An 18,447-nucleotide genomic window follows, 5' to 3' on the forward strand; every position below is an offset into this window, starting at 1 on the left:
GTAACCTCCTCCGGTGTCCAAGACTCCCTGGCCCGACGGCCTCCGCTTCGCCTTCGGCACCCTGACCGTGCTCCCGGTCAAGGTGACCCGTTGGGACCGTGACGCCGCGCGCGGGGGCATGCTGTGCGCTCCGCTGGCGGGGGTGGTGGTCGGGGCGGGGGCCGCCGCGCTGGGGGTGCTGCTGCTGGCCCTGGGTTCGGGACCGCTGCTCGCCGCGGTCGGCTCCGCCGCGGTGCCCGCCGCCCTCACGCGCGGGCTCCACCTCGACGGGCTCGCCGACACCGCGGACGGGCTCGGCAGCGGTAAGCCGGCCGAGGACGCGCTGCGGATCATGAAGCAGTCGGACATCGGGCCGTTCGGGGTCATCACCCTCGTCTTCGTACTGCTCGCCCAGGTGGCGGCGTTGGCGCAGGCGTACGGCGAGTCGTGGGCGCGGGGTGTGGTGGCCGCGGTCGTGTCGGCCACGGTGGCTCGGCTGGCGTTGACGCTGGCCGCTCGCCGCGGGGTGCCGGCCGCGCGGCCCGAGGGGCTGGGGGCGGCGGTCGCGGGGGTGGTGCCGGTACGGGGTTCGGTGGTCGTCGCCGTTGCCGTGACGTTGGTGGCGGCGGGTGCGGGGGCGCTCTTCGGGCCGTACGACGCCGCCCGTACGGCTCTCGCGGTGATCGTCGCCCTTGTCTTCGGTGAACTCCTGCTGCGGCACTGCACTCGGCGCTTTGGCGGGGTCACGGGTGACGTCTTCGGTGGGCTCGCGGAGACTGCTGCGACGACTGCGCTCGTGGTGCTTTCGCTAAGTGGCTGAGTGCCGGCTCGTCGTGGCTGGTCGCGCAGTTCCCCGCGCCCCTGGGTGGGGCGCCTTCAGGCCTGTCTCAACATGCTCGGCGCCATACTCCCAACTCGTACTTCTTCAGCATCGAACTCAGCTTCAACCTCCGTGACTCCGCGCAGAACTTGCTCGTCGGCAGTTCGTACTCCACATGGAAGACCGCCTTGCCCGCCTCGATGAACGGCGTGTTGGCCTCGCACTCGTCGTACTGCGCGCACTGTTCGTTGACCGCGAAGTCGAAGTCGTCGACCAGTTCCGGGATCTGGTCCAGGTCGTTCTTCAAGCCGACCGCCATGCCTCGGTCGTGGGCGAGTTTCGCGATGAGGCGGTTGTAGCGGAGTTGGTCGGCGGCCTTCAGGGGGAAGCCGGTGCGGTTCTTGTAGCCGTCCATGTTGTCGGGCTCCACCGCGTCGAAGCCCTTGTCGCGGCACATGTCCATGCGATCCGCCATCAACGGTTCCAGGACGTCCGTCTCGCGGATGTCGAGCCAGTTCTCGCCCTCCCAGCCGTTGCCGCGGCCGATGACCGACTTGGGGAACTTCCCGGCGTCGGGGCGCCAGTCCTCCCAGGCCCCGGTGGACAGGTAGCAGATCACCTTGCGGCCCTTGTCGTGCAGGGCGGTGACGGTGGACTCGGGCTGGTCGAAGCCGTCGATGTCGTAGACCGGGACGTCGACGGAGGTGTCGATCGTCTTGCCGGTGAGCTGCCACTGCCAGTCGAGGCCCGGGGCCGGCTGCCAGCGGGGGCCGGGTTTCGAGTCCGGGCTCGTCGTGCAGGCGGCCAGCAGAAGAAGGGGGACCAGCCAGAAAACGCGTCTCACCGAGCGGGCTCCAGAGTGTGGGGCAACGTACCCCAAGGATGATCTCCCCCTCCGGGGACCGCGCAGTACAGGTCCACCCCTTCCGCCGCCGGATCGACGCCGTCCGGGACGCCGTACACCAGGTGGCACAGCCGTACGTCCGTGCCGCCGCGCCAGGGTCGCGGGGGCTGTCGGCGGTACGTCGACCAGGGGCCCTCGAAGGTGACGAGGACGTCGGCGATGCGGGCGTAGGAGGGGTGTGGTGTGGTGCCGTGGTTCAGAGCGAGGGTGCCGCGGACGGCGGTGGCCAGCCGCCGGTAGTACGCGAACTCCTCCGGGCCCGAGGTGACTTGGTCCAGGAACGCGCCGTCCGTGCCGTACCAGTCGCGGTGGCGGGTGAGGTCACGGACGACGTCGGCGGGTGGTCTGCGGGCGTAGTCCGTGTCGGCGTAGCCCAACACCCGTACGCCCGCGGCCCGCAGTCTCCCGGCGATCTCGGCGAAGGCCGCGTCGGGGGCGTCGCCGGGGCCGTTGGCCGGGTTGAGGACGACGCCGTAGAGGCGGGGTGCGGCCGCGATGATCGCGTCCCATTCGGCGGGGCGGACGGACGGGTGCTCGTAGTACGGGATCAGGAGCGTGCTCATCGGTGGGCCGTCGCCCTTCCCAACAGGGCGCAGACGACGGCGGCTTGGGCCGCGGCCGCCGTGCCGTGGACGGTGAGGGCGACCCAGTGCGGGGTGCCCGTGTGGGTCAGCAGCGCGAGTGTCTGGGCCAGGGCCGCGGTGCAGCAGACCGCCGTCGCGCTGAGGATCGCGCCGAAGGACTGGAGCAGCAGGCCGGTCCAGAGGACCACGCCCAGCACGAGCAGGTCTGGCGACAGGGTGGACAGGGCTAGGCCCAGGGTGAGGAGGGTGACCAGGTAGATGGTCAGGCACTCGATCAGGGTGGTGGCTGTCGTACGCCAGAAGGCTCTTGGGGTGCGGGTGTTGCGCAGGCCGGCGAGGCTGCCGCTGCGGAAGCGGTGGAGGAGCCATTCGGCGGGGCCCATGCTGAGGGTGAGGGCTACGGCGGTCTGGGCTTCGCCCAAGGCTGCGTGGAGGACCAGGACGCCGCTGCCTAGACCGAACAGGGCGTACGGGAGAGAGGAGAAGAGTTGGGGGCCCATTGTCGTCTGTTGGCTGCGGGCTCGTCGTGGCTTGTCGCGCCCACGCGGCGGTAGCCGCAAATTCAGTACAGCCCCGCGCCCCTTGGGCTCGTTCCACCTCGGTGCGATTTCCAGTGACGCCAGAGTCGCCACCGCCAGAAGGGAGCCGAGCAACAGCACGAGTCTTGCCGCCGTCGGCACGGTGTGGACCAACGCCAGGGCCGCGCCCGCCGACATCGGCAACAGGGCGTACAGCAGCGCGCGTTCGCGGCCCAGGACCAGCAGGACTGTTGATGCACCCAAGTACAGGGACTGGCCTGCCGCGAAAGCCACCCCCGCCATGTCGCCCGTGCCCGCGACCAGCAGGGCGATCAGGGCGCCCAGTGCCACGCCGACCGGTGCTCCCAACAGGAGGCTGCGTTTCGCCGCTGCGCGGTCGCCCAGGCCCAGCCAGGAGTACGCGCGGTGGGCGAGGCCCTGGTTCCAGGTCCAGCCGACGAGGGCGCCGGCGAGGAGGGGGATCGTGCCTGCCGGGAGGCCGAAGTCCCTGGGGCCGGTCATCAGCGGGGCGCCCAGGACGTAGCCGAGGCCGGGGAGGGCGAAGACGACGCCTCGCAGGAGGCAGCCCAACAGGCCCACCTGCCAGGGGTCGTGGACCGGGCCATCCGGTTCGGGGTAGCGACGCTCGACGCGTTCGTAGAGCTCCTCGGCGAGGGCGAAGGAGTTCTTGACGCCGTACCGCTCGCGTATCTGATCGTCCGACATGCCGTCGGACTCCAGGAGCGCGGCTATCTCGTCGGGATGGACGGCTGCGGCGACGAAGTCGTCCAGGCGCTCGGCGAGTTCGTCGAGGGGGTCGGGCTGGGCCCAGCTGGGGCTGCGCTGCTTGGGGATGCCGGGCATCGTGTCGGGGCGGGCACCCGGGGGCAGCCAGACGGATCCGCTCACCAGCCGGTCCCGTCCGTCGCGACCGCGGCGTACCAGGGGTCGCGCAGTTCGAGGGTCCAGTCGGCGACGGTCTCCAGCGTGGGCTCGTACACCTCGGGCATACCGGCGAGCTCCTGGTAGATCGTCCGGAAGTTGTCCACGGAGCGGCGCAGTGTGAAGCGGTCGATCACTCTCTGCCGTGACAACTCGCCCAGTCTCAGCCGCCGTTCGTCGTCCCTGAGCAGGGTCAGGGCCGCTGCCGCCAGCTTCTCCGGCTCACGCGGGGGCACCACCAGACCGGTGTCGCCGACCGCCTCGCTGACTCCCCCGACGTCCGTCGACACCGTCGTACGGCCGCAGGACATGGCCTCGATGATGGAGAACGGGAAGCCCTCGGAGATGGAGGAGAGCATGACCACGTGGCCGGCCGCGTACGCCCGCCAGACCTCGCTGATGCGGCCCTCGAAGGTGAGGCCGTCGGTGACGCCGAGTTCGGCGGCGAGCTTCTCCAGGCGGGTCTTGTACGCCTCGCCGCCGGGCGGGACCGGGCCGAAGAGTCTGAGCCTGGTCTCCGGCAGCTCGGCGCGGACCATGGCGTAGCAGCGGATCAGGGTCTCCAGGTCCTTGATGGGGTCGACGCGACCGCACCAGGTGAGGGTCGGGACCTCGGGTTCGGGTCCCGCGTGCGGGAAGGCGGCCGGGTCGACGCCGTTGTAGACCGTGCGGATCTTGTCGGCGTCGGCGCCGCCGCGCTCCTCCCAGCGGCGGTTGTACTGGTTGCAGGGGGTGATGAGGTCGGCGGCCCGGTAGCCGAGGGAGTTGAGCTCGCGGTAGAAGCCGAGCATGAACGCCTTCACGGGCCAGCGTTGGGCGTCGCTCTTGTAGCCGAGGTAGCGCTCGCGCAGGTAGATGCCGTGCTCGGTGAGCAGGAACGGTACGCCGTCCAGGTGGTGGGCGGCGAGGGCGGGCAGGGTGGCCAGGCCGCTGCTCACGGCGTGGGCGACCGAGCCCTCCGGTATGCGGACCCCCAGCGGTCTGAGCGCGTGTTCCAGCAGGTCCGTCGCGGTGAGCGCGTCGTGGACCGTGGGGCGGGCCTCGGCCGTCGCCAGGTGCGGCATCGTCCATATCCACATCAGCGAGCGCAGCGCCGACTCCGTGCGCAAGGCCGCCGACAGGCGTCCCTCGCGAGCGAGTTGGGCCAGCTCGTACAGGGCCTCGCCGAAGTCGCAGGGGGATTCGGGGTCGAGGAAGGAGAGCAGGAGACGCTCGTAGGAGTCGATGAAGCGGCGCCGTGCCCTGCCGTACGGGGCGTGTCTGCGGCCGGGGCGTGGGCCCCAGGTCGGCACCGAGGTGTGGCGGTAGACGTTGGGCGGCAGCTCCCAGGTCACGGGTTCGCGGCCGCTTCCGGTGAGCGACAGGATGTGGAAGTCGACCTCCGGCATGCCCTTGACGAGCTGGTCGCACCAGGTGCTGACGCCGCCGTGGACGTGCGGGTAGGTGCCTTCGGTGAGCATGGTGACGTGACGGCCCGAACGCATGGGCGTGCGGTTCCCCCCTGTTTGCGGATGATGTACGGGGGCTGTGCTCCGGCTACCGCCGCGTCGTGGCTGGTCGCGCCCACGCGGCGGTAGCCGCAAATCGATACAGCCCCGCGCCCCTTGAGGGGCGCCCCCCTTAAGGCAGCTTCAGCGTCAACGCGGACTGTAGCGCCGCCGGCGTGGTCCAGGCCGAGCGCCTTCCCGCGTACGCCGTGCCGAAGGTGGTCGTGCCGAGGAGGAGTTGCTGCTTCGTTCCCTCCGGTGCCGTCACCGGGATCTGGGTCCCGTTCGGGGCCGTGATCGTGACCGTCGCGCCCACCCGGTACGCCGTCACCTTGCCGGAGGCGATCGCGGCCTGCCAGGCGGCTCGGCGCTGGAGTTCGGTGCCGATGGCGGACTGGGCGAGGTTCTGGAGCGGGGTGTTGTCGGCGAAGAGTGCCCGGTAGTCGGTGAGGACCTTGTTCATGACCGGGTAGAGGGTCCGGTCCTCGGCCAGGTTCGACTGGTGGGCGTAGTGCGGGCGCGGGTCGTTGCCGATGGCGTGGCCGAGGGCGGTGCGGGCCTCCTGGGGGACGATGTACGACGTGTAGCCGGTGGCCGGGTCGAGCGGCTCGGCCAGGCAGGTGGAGGACGGGTTGTTCTCGCAGATGCCGCTGCCGCCGTCGGCCTTGGAGGCGTAGATCCAGTTGTACTCGTCGGCCATCTCGGCGTTCGTACCCACGTTGTAGTACACGTTCATCGGGTAGCGGGGCACGGTGAGCGTGCCGCTGCCGACCGAACGCTGGTCCGGTTCACGGGAGTTGTCGGAGGCGGTCCACTTGATGCCGTTGTCGGCGAGGGCGCCGGCGAGGTTGGGGTTGTCGTTCGGCTGCTGCGGCAGTGTCTTGAGGCCCGAGTGCTCACCGGTGACCAGCTCGGAGCGGGTCAGCGGAAGGCCCTTGGAGACACCCCAGTTGTGGTTGTCGCGGATCTCCGCGGAGATGTCGGCCCGGCTCATGTACTGGGTCGTGCCGCTGGCGTTCTTCGCGCAGCTCCACGGCACGGTGGAGGTGTCCTGGACGCAGCCCAGGAAGGGGTGCGTGTAGGTGTGGTTGATCCAGCGGTACTTGGCCTTGTCGGCGAGGAGCCGGGTGGCCAGCGGGTCCGTGCCGCCGTTCTCGGTCTTCCACTGCTCGCCGGAGCCGGCGTTGTAGACCATGTCGAGCGTGAAGCCCTGCTCCTGCTGCCACTGGGCGGCGTAGGCCGCGTCGGCGGCGGTCATCCGGATCGGCGTGGTCCCCTCGCCCTCACCGCCCGCGCAGTCGAAGTCGCCGGGGGTGCAGTTGCGTTCGGTGTCCCAGCGGCTGTCGGGGGCGAAGACGTCGTCGACGTGGACGGCGAAGTAGTTGCGCGCCTGTCCCAGGTGCACCCCTTGGGTCAGCCACTCGACGATGCCGCGGGCGAGGACCCGGAACTGCTGCTGGTACTGGTTGTAGGCGAAGGTCACGACGAGTTCGCGGCGCCCGTCGTGGACGTACTCGCCGACGAGGCTGCCGCGGCCGGAGCCGCCGGGGACGGCGGTGTCGACGTAGCTGGTGAAGCCCGCACCGGGGGTGGCCACATAGCCGTAACTCTCCATCACCGACGGGGAGTTGTCCTCGAAGGTGAGGGCGCCGTCGAGGTATCCGAAGTACCCCGACCTGCCGGCGGCCGTGATGCCCGCCGCCTGTCCGTCCAGTGAGCCGGAGTAGCTGCTGTACTCCAGGCCGACTCCCGGGTGCGCCCAGGTGTAGGCGTCGACCTGCGGGATGCCGTACGTCTTCTCGTACGTCTCCAGCGCGGTCTGTTCGGCCGAACCGGCGCCGAACGGGGCCTCGTTGGGCAGGACGACGCCCTGGTACCTGGCCCGGGGCGTGCCGTTGACCGTGTCGCTGAGGAACGCGGCCGTGATGGCGGGGCGGTTCGCGTCGTTCAGGTCGACGGTGGTGTACGGGATGCCCGTGCTCTTCAGCTGGGCGGTGATGGCCTGGACGGGACTGTCGCCGTTGTCCACGACCAGTACCTTGAGATCGATCCGCGGTGTCGCCGCGGCCGACGCTCCTGGTGCTCCGAGCCCCAACGCCAGTAGCCCGGCGGTGGTCAGGGACGCGGCCGCGCCTCTCCATCTGTGCGCACTCTGCGCCATTGTGTGTGTCCTCCCCCAGAAGATCCCCTTGTGGTAAATCCAAGGATGATCAGTGGAAATCATGCAAAGCGGCGAGCGATGCGCTCACCGGAACACGAGGAGTGTGACTGAGGTCACCGGGAGTGAGGATTGAGAAATGGCCATGACGCCACTCACAGGTGAACGCCCGTAGGAATGAGCGAACCAGCCATACGCGCGTAGGCTCGTTCCGGGTGTTCATCGGCGGGGTGAAGGCCCCGGTCGATGCCGCCCCCTGACGCGGATCTAGGGTCGGCTGTCGGGCCCGGTCGACCCACCCACACTCGACCAACTGAACTTCACACCGGAAGCGAGATTTCACCACCGTGACTGCTCTCACTCTCAGCACCGCCGCGGCGGCCGGCCTGCGGGCCGACGCGATCGTGATCGGTGTCGCCAAGGGCGCCAAGGGCCCGGTCGTCGCACCTGGCGCCGAAGCTGTGGACAAGGCCTACGACGGCAGCCTCGCCGGCGTCCTGGAGACCCTCGGTGCCTCCGGCGCCGAGGGCGAGGTGACGAAGCTGCCGGCGCCGTCCGGCTTCAAGACCCCCCTCGTGGTGGCGGTGGGGCTCGGCCCGGAGCCCGAGAAGGACTCCTCCTTCGACTCCGAGGCGCTCCGCCGTGCCGCCGGTGTCGCCGCCCGCGTGCTGACCGGCTCCAAGAAGGCCGCCTTCGCGCTGCCCCTGACGGACGCCGCCGACGCCGGCGCGATCGCCGAGGGCGCCCTCCTCGGCGCGTACTCCTTCGACGCGTACAAGGAGAACGCCAAGGACCCGAAGAACGGCAAGGCGCCCCTCGCCGAGGTCGCCCTCCTCGGCGGCAAGCCGCGCGACAAGGCCTACAAGGCGGCCGTCGAGCGTGCCCTCGCGGTCACCGAGGAGCTCAACCGGGCCCGTGACCTCGTCAACACCCCGCCGAACGACCTGTACCCGGAGGCCTTCGCGGCCGTCGCGCAGGCCGCGGCCAAGGAGCACGGCATCAAGGTGCAGGTGCTCGACGAGAAGGCGCTGCTCAAGGGCGGCTACGGCGGCATCCTGGGCGTCGGCGGCGGTTCGGCGGCGGCGCCTCGGCTGGTGAAGCTGTCGTACACCTCCTCCAAGGCGAAGAAGCACCTCGCGTTCGTCGGCAAGGGCATCACGTACGACTCGGGCGGCATCTCGCTCAAGCCGGCCGGTCACAACGAGACGATGAAGTGCGACATGAGCGGTGCGGCCGCCGTCTTCGCCGCGATCGTCGCCGTCGCGCGGCTCGGTCTGGACGTGAACGTCACCGCGTGGCTGGCGCTCGCCGAGAACATGCCGTCCGGTTCCGCCGTGCGGCCGGGCGACGTGCTGCGGATGTACAGCGGCAAGACCGTCGAGGTGCTCAACACCGACGCCGAGGGCCGGCTGGTCCTCGCGGACGCGCTGTGGGCCGCCTCCGCGGAGAAGCCGGACGCGATCGTCGACGTGGCGACGCTGACCGGCGCGATGATGCTGGCGCTGGGGAACCGGACGTTCGGGATCATGGCCAACGACGACGCGTTCCGCTCCGCGGTGTACGAGGCCGCGGCCGAGGTGGGTGAGCCTTCCTGGCCGATGCCGCTGCCGGAGCACCTCCGCAAGGGGATGGACTCCCCTACCGCCGATCTCGCGAACATGGGTGAGCGGATGGGTGGCGGGCTGGTCGCCGGGCTCTTCCTGCGGGAGTTCGTGGGTGAGGGCATCACCTGGGCGCACCTCGACATCGCGGGTCCCGCGTTCAACGAGGGCGGGCCGTTCGGGTACACGCCCAAGGGAGGCACGGGTACCGCTGTAAGGACGCTGGTGCGGCTGGCGGAGCTGACGGCCGCGGGTGACCTGGGGTGACGGTCGCCTGAGAGCTCGATGCCTTCGGGGCGTGGGCGACTGCGGACCGGTTGTGGCTGGTCGCGCAGTTCCCCGCGCCCCTAGGTGTCTCACCGAGCTGCCTCTTCACATGTGAGCGTGTGGTGTCTCACACCCCGGCCCGGCGTCTCGTTCTCCTCCGACAAGTGCGAAGATGGGGCTCGGCAGGACAGGGCCCCCACCACAGGGCCGAAGAAAGAGCGGCCGGACACCAGCCGCCGCCCGGTCACTGGAGACCGGCGTACGGCGCACATGCATGGAGGACGTGACGTGGCGAACGACGCCAGCACCGTTTTCGACCTAGTGATCCTCGGCGGTGGTAGTGGCGGTTACGCCGCGGCCCTGCGCGGGGCGCAGCTGGGGCTTGACGTCGCCCTGATCGAGAAGGACAAGGTCGGCGGTACCTGCCTGCACCGAGGGTGCATCCCCACCAAGGCCCTGCTGCACGCGGGCGAGATCGCCGACCAGGCCCGCGAGAGCGAGCAGTTCGGCGTGAAGGCCACCTTCGAGGGCATCGACATCGCCGGGGTCCACAAGTACAAGGACGGCGTGATCGCCGGTCTGTACAAGGGCCTCCAGGGTCTGGTCGCCTCCCGCAAGGTGACGTACATCGAGGGTGAGGGCCGGCTGTCCTCCCCGACCTCGGTGGACGTCAACGGCCAGCGGATCCAGGGTCGCCACGTGCTCCTCGCGACCGGCTCCGTGCCGAAGTCGCTGCCGGGCCTGGAGATCGACGGCAACCGGATCATCTCCTCGGACCACGCCCTCGTCCTGGACCGTGTGCCGAAGTCGGCCATCGTCCTCGGCGGCGGTGTCATCGGCGTCGAGTTCGCCTCCGCCTGGAAGTCCTTCGGGACGGACGTCACCGTCATCGAGGGCCTCAAGCACCTCGTCCCGGTCGAGGACGAGAACTCCTCCAAGCTTCTTGAGCGCGCCTTCCGCAAGCGCGGCATCAAGTTCAACCTGGGCACCTTCTTCTCGAAGGCCGAGTACACCGCCGACGGCGTCAAGGTCACCCTCGCCGACGGCAAGGAGTTCGAGGCCGAGGTCCTGCTGGTCGCGGTGGGCCGCGGACCCGTCTCCGCCGGTCTCGGCTACGAGGAGCAGGGCGTCGCGATGGACCGCGGCTATGTCCTGGTCGACGAGTACATGCGGACGAACGTCCCCACCATCTCCGCCGTCGGCGACCTGGTCCCGACGCTCCAGCTCGCGCACGTCGGCTTCGCCGAGGGCATCCTGGTGGCGGAGCGTCTGGCCGGTCTCAAGACCGTCCCGATCGACTACGACGGTGTCCCCCGCGTGACCTACTGCCACCCGGAGGTCGCCTCCGTCGGTATCACCGAGGCCAAGGCCAAGGAGATCTACGGTGCGGACAAGGTCGTCGCTCTGAAGTACAACCTGGCGGGCAACGGCAAGAGCAAGATCCTCAACACCGCGGGCGAGATCAAGCTCGTCCAGGTGAAGGACGGTGCCGTGGTCGGCGTCCACATGGTCGGCGACCGCATGGGCGAGCAGGTCGGCGAGGCCCAGCTGATCTACAACTGGGAGGCGCTGCCGGCCGAGGTCGCCCAGCTCATCCACGCCCACCCGACGCAGAACGAGGCGCTCGGCGAGGCCCACCTGGCACTGGCCGGCAAGCCGCTGCACGCTCACGACTGACCCTCGGTCGACGAAGCGACGACTCAGACTTCCGCAATTCGTAAGGAGCAACCGAAACCATGGCGGTTTCCGTAACCCTTCCGGCGCTCGGCGAGAGCGTCACCGAGGGCACTGTCACCCGCTGGCTGAAGGCCGAGGGTGAGCGAGTAGAGGCCGACGAGCCGCTGCTCGAGGTCTCGACCGACAAGGTCGACACCGAGATCCCCTCCCCCGCCGCCGGCATCCTGGCCTCCATCAAGGTCGCCGAGGACGAGACGGTCGAGGTCGGCGCCGAGCTGGCCGTCATCGACGACGGCACGGGCGCGCCCGCTGCCGCCCCGGCCCCGGCCGCCGAGCCCGCGCCCGAGCCCGCCGCGGCTCCGGAGCCGGCCGCTGCCGCCCCCTCCACCGAGCAGGCCGCCCCGGCGCCCGCTCCCACCGCCGAGGCCGCCACCGGCGCCGGCTCCGCCGAGGGCACGGACGTCGTCCTGCCCGCGCTCGGCGAGTCGGTCACCGAGGGCACCGTGACCCGCTGGCTGAAGTCGGTCGGCGACTCCGTCGAGGCCGACGAGCCGCTGCTCGAGGTCTCCACGGACAAGGTCGACACCGAGATCCCGGCGCCCACCTCGGGTGTGCTCCTGGAGATCACGGTCGGCGAGGACGAGACCGCCGAGGTCGGCGCCAAGCTGGCCGTCATCGGCGCCCCGGGTGCCGCTCCGGCCGCCGCTGCCCCCGCGGCTCCGGCCGCCCCGGCCCCGGCTCCCGCGCCCGCCGCTCCGGCCGCCCCCGTGGCTCCGCCGGCCCCGGCTCCGGCCCCCGCCGCGCCCGCGGCTCCGCCGGCCCCGGTCGCCGCCGCTCCGGCTCCGGCCGCCCCGGCCCCCGCGCCGGCCGCTCCGGCTCCGGTCGCCCCCGCGGCTCCGGCTCCGGCCGCGACCTCCGGTGACGACGGCGCCTACGTGACCCCGCTGGTGCGCAAGCTCGCCGCCGAGAACGGCGTCGACCTGGCCGCCGTCAAGGGCACCGGCGTCGGCGGTCGTATCCGCAAGCAGGACGTCATCGCCGCCGCCGAGGCCGCGAAGGCCGCCGCCGCTGCTCCGGCTCCCGCCGCTGCCGCCCCGGCCGCCCCCGCCGCCAAGAAGGCGCCGAGCCTGGAGGCCTCGCCGCTCCGTGGCCAGACCGTCAAGATGCCGCGCATCCGCAAGGTCATCGGCGACAACATGGTCAAGGCGCTGCACGAGCAGGCGCAGCTGTCCTCGGTCGTCGAGGTCGACGTCACGCGTCTGATGAAGCTCCGCGGCCGCGCGAAGGACTCCTTCGCCGCCCGTGAGGGCGTCAAGCTCTCCCCGATGCCGTTCTTCGTCAAGGCCGCGGCCCAGGCGCTGAAGGCGCACGCGCCCATCAACGCCAAGATCAACGAGGCCGAGGGCACGATCACCTACTTCGACACCGAGAACATCGGTATCGCGGTGGACTCCGAGAAGGGCCTGATGACCCCGGTCATCAAGCACGCGGGCGACCTCAACATCGCCGGCATCGCGAAGGCCACGGCGGAGCTGGCCGGCAAGGTCCGCGCCAACAAGATCACGCCCGACGAGCTGTCCGGCGCGACCTTCACGATCTCCAACACCGGTTCGCGCGGTGCGCTCTTCGACACGATCATCGTGCCGCCGGGCCAGGTCGCGATCCTCGGCATCGGCGCCACCGTCAAGCGCCCCGCCGTCCTGGAGACCGAAGAGGGCACGGTCATCGCCGTCCGCGACATGACCTACCTGACCCTCTCCTACGACCACCGTCTGGTGGACGGCGCCGACGCGGCCCGTTACCTGACCGCGGTCAAGGCGATCCTGGAGGCGGGCGAGTTCGAGGTCGAGCTCGGCCTGTAAGCCTCAGGAAGCAGTGCTGCCTGTACGGTGCCCCGCCCGGAGCTCTCCGGGCGGGGCACCGTCATGTCAGCGGGGCGTCAGCCGCCTGTCCGACCAGCCCCACAGCAGCTCCACCCACACGTTCGGGACGGACAGCTTGTCGGCGCGGGGGAGTCCCTTCGTGCGGTACGCCTTCAGGACGTCGTAGGTCGCGTCGAGGCAGTCCCGTGACGTGAGCCTCCCGGTCTTCGGGTCGACCCCGACGAGGAACCCGCGCGCCTCGACGGTGCGGATCATCGCGCGGGCGGCCTTGGTGTCGTACGTCGTCGAGTTCGTGCACCGGTAGCGGCTGTACGGATGCTCGGACTCGCCCGGGTAGTGGGCGTCCCGGGACATCTCGCTGAGCATGCGGTCGTACGAGCCCTCCGCGTGCCATGCGCCGATGTCGCCGCCGGGCGGGGTGTAGAGCTTGCCGGTCGGGTTCTCGACGGCGCCGTAGACCCAGCGGTCGGTCCCCGCGACCCGGAAGCCCCAGCCGACGTGGCCGAACTTCTGGGCGCCGTCGGGCTTGACGAAGACGCAGGCGCCGCCGCCGGACCCGCCGGTGCCGACCCGGCCCGCCATGCCGGTGACCGCGGCCGGGCCCTCGGGCCTCGTCTCCGCGCGCGTGGATGTGCTCTGGCAGCCCGTCACTGCGATGATCATGCCGATCACGGCCGCGACAGCCGCCCTTCGATGTCCCCCGATGGTCATGCCGTCCCCCAGTCGTCCCCGGGGACACCCGGTGCGGTGGCCCCTGACGAACGCGACACGTCCGGAGGTCACGGGGTTCCGTGTCTTGACAGAACACGTCCGACTGGGAGCGTGTAAGCCTCGTCTCACCTGCGGGGAAGCGCCCCCATGCGCCCCTCCTGGACGGGCACTCGGCCTTATTGTCTAAACGTCAAACGCCCTTAAGGAGCACTCATGACCGCGCCCGTCGTCCACTCGCTGCGCGAACAGATCCGCGAGCACATCGTGGAAGGGATCGTCAGCGGTCGCTGGAAGCCGGGCGAGCGGATCGTGGAGCGACGGATCGCCACCGAGCTGGAGGTCAGTCAGACCCCCGTTCGGGAGGCGCTGCGGGAGCTGGAGTCGCTGCGGCTGATCGAGTCGGCGCCGAACAAGGGCGTGCGGGTGCGGAACCTGACGGCGGCCGACCTGGAGGAGAGCTACCCGGTCCGGGCCGGTCTGGAGGCGATCGCGGCGGAGCTGGCGGCGGAGCGGCTGGCGCAGGACTGCTCGGCGCTTGAGCCGCATGTCCTCGCGCTGTACGAGGCCGACCGCGCGTCCGACGGGACCGGGCAGGTGCGGCACACCGTGGGCTTCCACCGGGAGATGGTCCGCGCCGCCGGGAACTCCGTCCTGCTGCACACCTGGGAGGGGCTCGGCATCGAGGTCTTCACGGCCCTCTCCATCCGCTGGCTGGGCACGGTCCAGCAGTCCTACGCGGAGGAGCACGAGGAGCTCGTCCAGGCGTTCCGGCGCCGGGATCCTCGTATCGCCGAACTCGTCAAGGCCCACGTCCTGGGCTGCGCACCGCGCCACGAGCCCTGAGCGGGACCCCGCTCATACGTATCCCCACCTGCGAAAACCTTCAGAAAACACGGCACCCGGTGTCTCTGCCCGAGGCACCCCGTGCCTACTTTCTCGGAATCAAGAGGTTTTGCCCCTCAACCCTTTGATCGATCATCGATCAGGGAGTTACAGTCGCCGACGGGCCTCTACCGAGGCTGACGGCCTCCACCGAGGCTTGAGCCCTGTCCTGCCAAAGACCAAGGGCACCCCCGAACCCTTACCGATGAGGGAACCCCCTTCGACTGAGGAAGGCGGCGACATGACCGACCCCAACGCCATCCAGCCGAGCGAGCTCGACCAGCTCCCGGACCGTGACCCCGAGGAGACCGCCGAATGGCAGGCCTCACTGGACGCGGTCGCCAAGGCTGCCGGCCCGCACCGTGCCGCGTACCTGATGCGCCGCACACTGGAGCGCGCGGAGGGCAACGGCATCGCGCTGCCCAAGCTGCTCGAGACGGACTACGTCAACACCATCCCCACCGCCGCCGAGCCCTCGGCGCCCGGTGACGAGGAGATCGAGCGGAAGATCACCGCGTGGAACCGCTGGAACGCGGCCGCGATGGTCACCCGCGGCTCCAAATACGGCGTCGGCGGCCACATCGCCACCTTCGCCTCCGCGGCCTGGCTCTACGAGACAGGCTTCAACCACTTCTTCAAGGGCAAGGAGGCGGACGGCTCGGGCGACCAGCTCTACATCCAGGGCCACGCCTCCCCCGGCATCTACGCCCGCGCCTTCCTCGACGGCCGGCTCAACGAGCAGCAGCTCGACAACTTCCGCCGCGAGTCGGGCGGCAACGGCCTCCCGTCGTACCCGCACCCGCGTCGCCTCCCCTGGCTGTGGGAGTTCCCGACCGTCTCCATGGGCCTCGGCCCGCTCTCCGCGATCTACCAGGCGCGCTTCAACCGCTATCTGACCAACCGCGGCATCAAGGACGTCTCCGCCTCCCACGTCTGGGCCTTCCTCGGCGACGGCGAGATGGACGAGCCGGAGTCGACGGCGGCACTCGCACTGGCCTCGCGTGAGGGGCTCGACAACCTCACCTTCGTCATCAACTGCAACCTCCAGCGCCTCGACGGCCCGGTCCGCGCGAACTTCAAGATCGTGCAGGAGCTGGAGGCCCAGTTCCGCGGCGCCGGCTGGAACGTCATCAAGACGCTGTGGGGCACCGCCTGGGACGAGCTGTTCCAGCTCGACACCACGGGCGCGCTCGTACGACGGCTCCGCGAGGTACCGGACGCGCAGGTCCAGACGTACCAGACCCGTGGCGCCGCCTACATCCGCGAGGACTTCTTCGGCAAGGACCCGGCGCTCGCCGAGATGGCGAAGCTGCTGAGCGACGACAAGATCCTCGAGTGCTTCCACTTCTCGCGCGGTGGCCACGAGGCGCGCAAGGTCTACGCCGCCTACAAGGCCGCCGTCGAGTTCAAGGGCGCGCCGACCGTGATCCTGGCCCAGACGGTCAAGGGCAACACCCTCGGCGAGGGCTTCGCGTCGAAGAACGCCAACCACCAGATGAAGAAGCTCACGGTGGACGAGTTCAAGACGATGCGTGACCTTCTCGAACTGCCCATCAAGGACAGCGACTTCGTCGACGGGGTCGTGCCCTACGGCCACCCCGGCGCCGACTCCCCCGAGGTGCGCTACCTCCAGGAGCGCCGCGCCGCCCTCGGCGGTCCCGCCCCGGCCCGTCGTACGCACCCGCTCGCCCCGCTGCCCGCACCCGCCGAGAAGGCCTTCGCCTCCTTCGACAAGGGCTCGGGCACGCAGAACGTGGCCACCACCATGGCCTTCGTCCGCCTGATCAAGGACCTGGTCCGCGACAAGGAGACGGGCAAGCGCTGGGTGCCGATCGTCCCCGACGAGGCGCGCACCTTCGGCATGGAGAGCCTCTTCCCGTCCCTGGGCATCTACTCCCCCAAGGGCCAGACGTACGAGCCGGTCGACCGCGACCAGCTGATGTACTACAAGGAGGCCGAGAACGGCCAGATCCTCAACGAGGGGATCACCGAGGCCGGTTCGATGGCCGACTTCATCGCCGCGTCCACCGCGTACTCCACGCACGGTGAGGCGATGATCCCGTTCTACATCTTCTACTCGATGTTCGGCTGGCAGCGCACGGCCGACCAGATGTGGCAGCTCGGCGACCAGCTGGGCCGCGGCTTCCTGGTGGGCGCGACCGCGGGCCGTACGACGCTGACGGGTGAGGGTCTCCAGCACGCGGACGGCCACTCGCCGGTGATCGCGGCGACGAACCCGGCGTCCCTGACGTACGACCCGGCGTTCGCGTACGAGGTCGCGGCGATCGTCAAGGACGGTCTGCGCCGTATGTACGGCGAGGCGGCCCCGGGCGAGGACCCGAACGTCTTCTACTACCTCACGGTCTACAACGAGCCGCTCCCGCAGCCGGCCAAGCCCTCCGGACCCGGCATCGACGAGGGCATCGTCAAGGGCCTGTACCGCTTCAACACGGCGGAGTCGGCGGGCCTGGACGTGGCCGCCGCCAACGCCCCGCGCATCCAGCTGCTGAGCTCCGGCACGGCGATCCACTGGGCGCTGAACGCGCAGAAGCTGCTGGCCGAGGAGTGGGGTGTGGCCGCCGACGTGTGGTCCGCGACCTCCTGGACCGAGCTGCGCCGTGACGCGCTGGAGGCCGACGCGGCCCTGCTGCGCGGCGAGGAGCGGGTGCCGTACGTCCGTCAGGCGCTGCACGGCGCCGAGGGCCCGGTGCTGACGGTCTCCGACTACATGCGCCAGGTCCCGGACCAGATCGCGCAGTGGGTCGAGCAGGACTACTCCTCGCTGGGCGCCGACGGCTTCGGCCTCTCGGACACCCGCGAGGGGGCCCGCCGCCACTTCGGTGTCGACGCCGAGTCGATCGTGGTCGCGGCCCTGGCCCAGCTCGCCCGGCGCGGCGAGGTCAAGGCGACGGCGGTCAAGGAAGCGCGCGAGAAGTACGGCCTGTAGGTCTGTGGTGGTTGTGTGATGAGGCCCCCGCCGTGGCGGGGGCCTCGTTGCATCATGGGCGGTATGCGTGCCGCCCGCCTCATCAAGATGGTCCTGCTCCTCCAGAACCGGCCCTCCATGACCGCCGCCGAGCTGGCGCGGGAGCTGGAGGTGTCCGAGCGGACGATCACCCGGGACGCGCAGGCGCTGTCGGAGGCGGGCGTTCCGGTGTACGCGGACCGGGGACGGGCCGGCGGCTACCGGCTGATCGGCGGCTACCGGACCCGGCTGACCGGGCTGGCGCGGGGTGAGGCGGAGGCGCTGTTCCTGTCCGGGGTGCCCGGGGCGCTGCGCGAGATGGGCCTGGAGGACGCCGCCTCGGCCGCCCGTCTGAAGGTCTCCGCGGCACTGCTCCCCTCCCTCCGGGACGCCTCGAAGACGGCGGCCCAGCGCTTCCACCTGGACGCCCCGAACTGGTGGAGCGAGCCGAAGACGCCCGAGCTGCTGCCCGCGGTCGCCGACGCGGTGTGGGACGACCGCCGGGTCACCGCCCGCTATCGCAAGGGGGCGGGGGAGGTCGAGCGGGAGCTGGAGCCGTACGGGCTCGTGCTGAAGGCGGGGGTCTGGTACCTGTGTGCGCGAGTGACCGATCCGGGCACGTTCCGCGTCTACCGGATCGACCGGTTCACGACGGTGGAACCCTCGGCGGACCGCTATGAGCGCGACGAGGAGTTCGATCTCCCCGCCTTCTGGGAGGACCAGTCGGAGCGGTTCGCGCGGTCGATCCTGCGGGCCGAGGTCGTCGTACGGCTGTCCCCCGACGGAGTGCGCCGACTGCCGTACGCCCTGGCCGACCGGGTCTCCGCCGCGGAGGCGCTGGAGCGGGCGGGGGCGCCGGACGAGGGCGGCTGGGTGACCGTGACGGTCGCCGTGGAGTCGGAGAAGGTCGCCCGTACACAGCTTCTGTCGCTGGGCCCGGAGGTGGAGGTGCTGGCTCCGGAGGATCTGCGGGCACGCTTCGTCGAGGACGCGCGCCGGCTGGCCGGTCTGTACGGGACATAACAATCCGCCGCACTCCACGTGCGCCTCACCCGTCCAGGGCCGATGC

Annotated in this window: 13 protein-coding genes; 7 read left to right on the forward strand and 6 right to left on the reverse strand. The window is 70.5% G+C overall.

All coding sequences use genetic code 11. The features are described 5' to 3' along the window. Positions 1-13: 13 nt before the first annotated feature. Positions 14-799, forward strand: a complete 786-nt coding sequence (locus ACFY0U_RS00120) for an adenosylcobinamide-GDP ribazoletransferase (RefSeq protein ID WP_388627835.1) — start codon at positions 14-16, stop codon at positions 797-799. 67 nt (positions 800-866) lie between these two features. Here the strand turns inward: ACFY0U_RS00120 and ACFY0U_RS00125 are convergent, their stop codons facing one another. The 5 genes from ACFY0U_RS00125 to ACFY0U_RS00145 form a co-directional block, all read right to left on the reverse strand. After that, entirely contained in the window at positions 867-1,643 is a 777-nt protein-coding gene (locus tag ACFY0U_RS00125) for an endo alpha-1,4 polygalactosaminidase (protein WP_388627838.1), read from the reverse strand. Next, complete coding sequence (locus tag ACFY0U_RS00130) at positions 1,640-2,266, reverse strand: spherulation-specific family 4 protein (RefSeq protein WP_388627840.1); 627 nt, start codon at positions 2,264-2,266, stop codon at positions 1,640-1,642. The genes ACFY0U_RS00125 and ACFY0U_RS00130 overlap by 4 nt, the downstream gene beginning before the upstream one ends. Beyond that, positions 2,263-3,714, reverse strand: coding sequence for a hypothetical protein (locus ACFY0U_RS00135; protein WP_388627843.1), 1,452 nt, complete (start codon positions 3,712-3,714; stop codon positions 2,263-2,265). Before ACFY0U_RS00135 ends, ACFY0U_RS00130 begins: the two co-directional genes overlap by 4 nt. Further along, complete coding sequence (gene pelF / locus ACFY0U_RS00140; RefSeq protein ID WP_388627845.1) at positions 3,711-5,231, reverse strand: GT4 family glycosyltransferase PelF; 1,521 nt, start codon at positions 5,229-5,231, stop codon at positions 3,711-3,713. The genes ACFY0U_RS00135 and pelF overlap by 4 nt, the downstream gene beginning before the upstream one ends. A gap of 136 nt (positions 5,232-5,367) precedes the next feature. Beyond that, positions 5,368-7,395 (reverse strand): hypothetical protein, encoded by a 2,028-nt coding sequence (locus tag ACFY0U_RS00145; protein ID WP_388627848.1) that lies wholly within the window; start codon positions 7,393-7,395, stop codon positions 5,368-5,370. Positions 7,396-7,739: 344 nt separating this feature from the next. On the opposite strand from ACFY0U_RS00145, the gene ACFY0U_RS00150 reads away from it, so the two are divergent. The 3 genes from ACFY0U_RS00150 to sucB all read left to right on the forward strand — a co-directional run bounded on the left by ACFY0U_RS00150 (position 7,740) and on the right by sucB (position 12,799). Next, a complete protein-coding gene (locus tag ACFY0U_RS00150; RefSeq protein WP_388627850.1) occupies positions 7,740-9,260 on the forward strand; it encodes a leucyl aminopeptidase in 1,521 nt (506 codons plus the stop codon). Positions 9,261-9,548: 288 nt separating this feature from the next. Then, a complete protein-coding gene (gene lpdA, locus ACFY0U_RS00155) occupies positions 9,549-10,937 on the forward strand; it encodes a dihydrolipoyl dehydrogenase (RefSeq protein ID WP_388627853.1) in 1,389 nt (462 codons plus the stop codon). 59 nt (positions 10,938-10,996) lie between these two features. After that, positions 10,997-12,799, forward strand: coding sequence for a 2-oxoglutarate dehydrogenase, E2 component, dihydrolipoamide succinyltransferase (sucB, locus tag ACFY0U_RS00160; protein WP_388627855.1), 1,803 nt, complete (start codon positions 10,997-10,999; stop codon positions 12,797-12,799). A gap of 66 nt (positions 12,800-12,865) precedes the next feature. On the opposite strand, the gene ACFY0U_RS00165 is transcribed toward sucB, so the two are convergent. Next, positions 12,866-13,483 (reverse strand): hypothetical protein, encoded by a 618-nt coding sequence (locus ACFY0U_RS00165; protein WP_388627857.1) that lies wholly within the window; start codon positions 13,481-13,483, stop codon positions 12,866-12,868. A gap of 261 nt (positions 13,484-13,744) precedes the next feature. Between ACFY0U_RS00165 and ACFY0U_RS00170 the strand changes: the two genes are divergently transcribed. The 3 genes from ACFY0U_RS00170 to ACFY0U_RS00180 all read left to right on the forward strand — a co-directional run bounded on the left by ACFY0U_RS00170 (position 13,745) and on the right by ACFY0U_RS00180 (position 18,401). After that, positions 13,745-14,374 (forward strand): GntR family transcriptional regulator, encoded by a 630-nt coding sequence (locus ACFY0U_RS00170; RefSeq protein ID WP_388627860.1) that lies wholly within the window; start codon positions 13,745-13,747, stop codon positions 14,372-14,374. Positions 14,375-14,654: 280 nt separating this feature from the next. After that, entirely contained in the window at positions 14,655-17,360 is a 2,706-nt protein-coding gene (aceE, locus tag ACFY0U_RS00175) for a pyruvate dehydrogenase (acetyl-transferring), homodimeric type (protein ID WP_388627862.1), read from the forward strand. 63 nt (positions 17,361-17,423) lie between these two features. Next, positions 17,424-18,401 carry a helix-turn-helix transcriptional regulator gene (locus tag ACFY0U_RS00180; RefSeq protein ID WP_388627864.1) on the forward strand — a complete coding sequence of 326 codons (978 nt, stop codon included), beginning with the start codon at positions 17,424-17,426 and terminating at the stop codon, positions 18,399-18,401. Positions 18,402-18,447 lie beyond the last annotated feature (46 nt).

It is taken from the genome of Streptomyces sp. NPDC001536 (genome assembly GCF_042894505.1).
Classification (GTDB): Bacteria; Actinomycetota; Actinomycetes; order Streptomycetales; family Streptomycetaceae; genus Streptomyces.

Excerpts from the sequence above, each read along its gene's own strand:
- pelF (WP_388627845.1), bottom strand. The coding sequence starts at position 5,231 with ATGCGTTCGGGCCGTCACGTCACCATGCTCACCGAAGGCACCTACCCG.
- sucB (WP_388627855.1), top strand. The coding sequence starts at position 10,997 with ATGGCGGTTTCCGTAACCCTTCCGGCGCTCGGCGAGAGCGTCACCGAG.
- ACFY0U_RS00180 (WP_388627864.1), top strand. The coding sequence starts at position 17,424 with ATGCGTGCCGCCCGCCTCATCAAGATGGTCCTGCTCCTCCAGAACCGG.
- aceE (WP_388627862.1), top strand. The coding sequence starts at position 14,655 with ATGACCGACCCCAACGCCATCCAGCCGAGCGAGCTCGACCAGCTCCCG.
- ACFY0U_RS00130 (WP_388627840.1), bottom strand. The coding sequence starts at position 2,266 with ATGAGCACGCTCCTGATCCCGTACTACGAGCACCCGTCCGTCCGCCCC.
- ACFY0U_RS00145 (WP_388627848.1), bottom strand. The coding sequence starts at position 7,395 with ATGGCGCAGAGTGCGCACAGATGGAGAGGCGCGGCCGCGTCCCTGACC.
- ACFY0U_RS00170 (WP_388627860.1), top strand. The coding sequence starts at position 13,745 with ATGACCGCGCCCGTCGTCCACTCGCTGCGCGAACAGATCCGCGAGCAC.
- ACFY0U_RS00165 (WP_388627857.1), bottom strand. The coding sequence starts at position 13,483 with ATGATCATCGCAGTGACGGGCTGCCAGAGCACATCCACGCGCGCGGAG.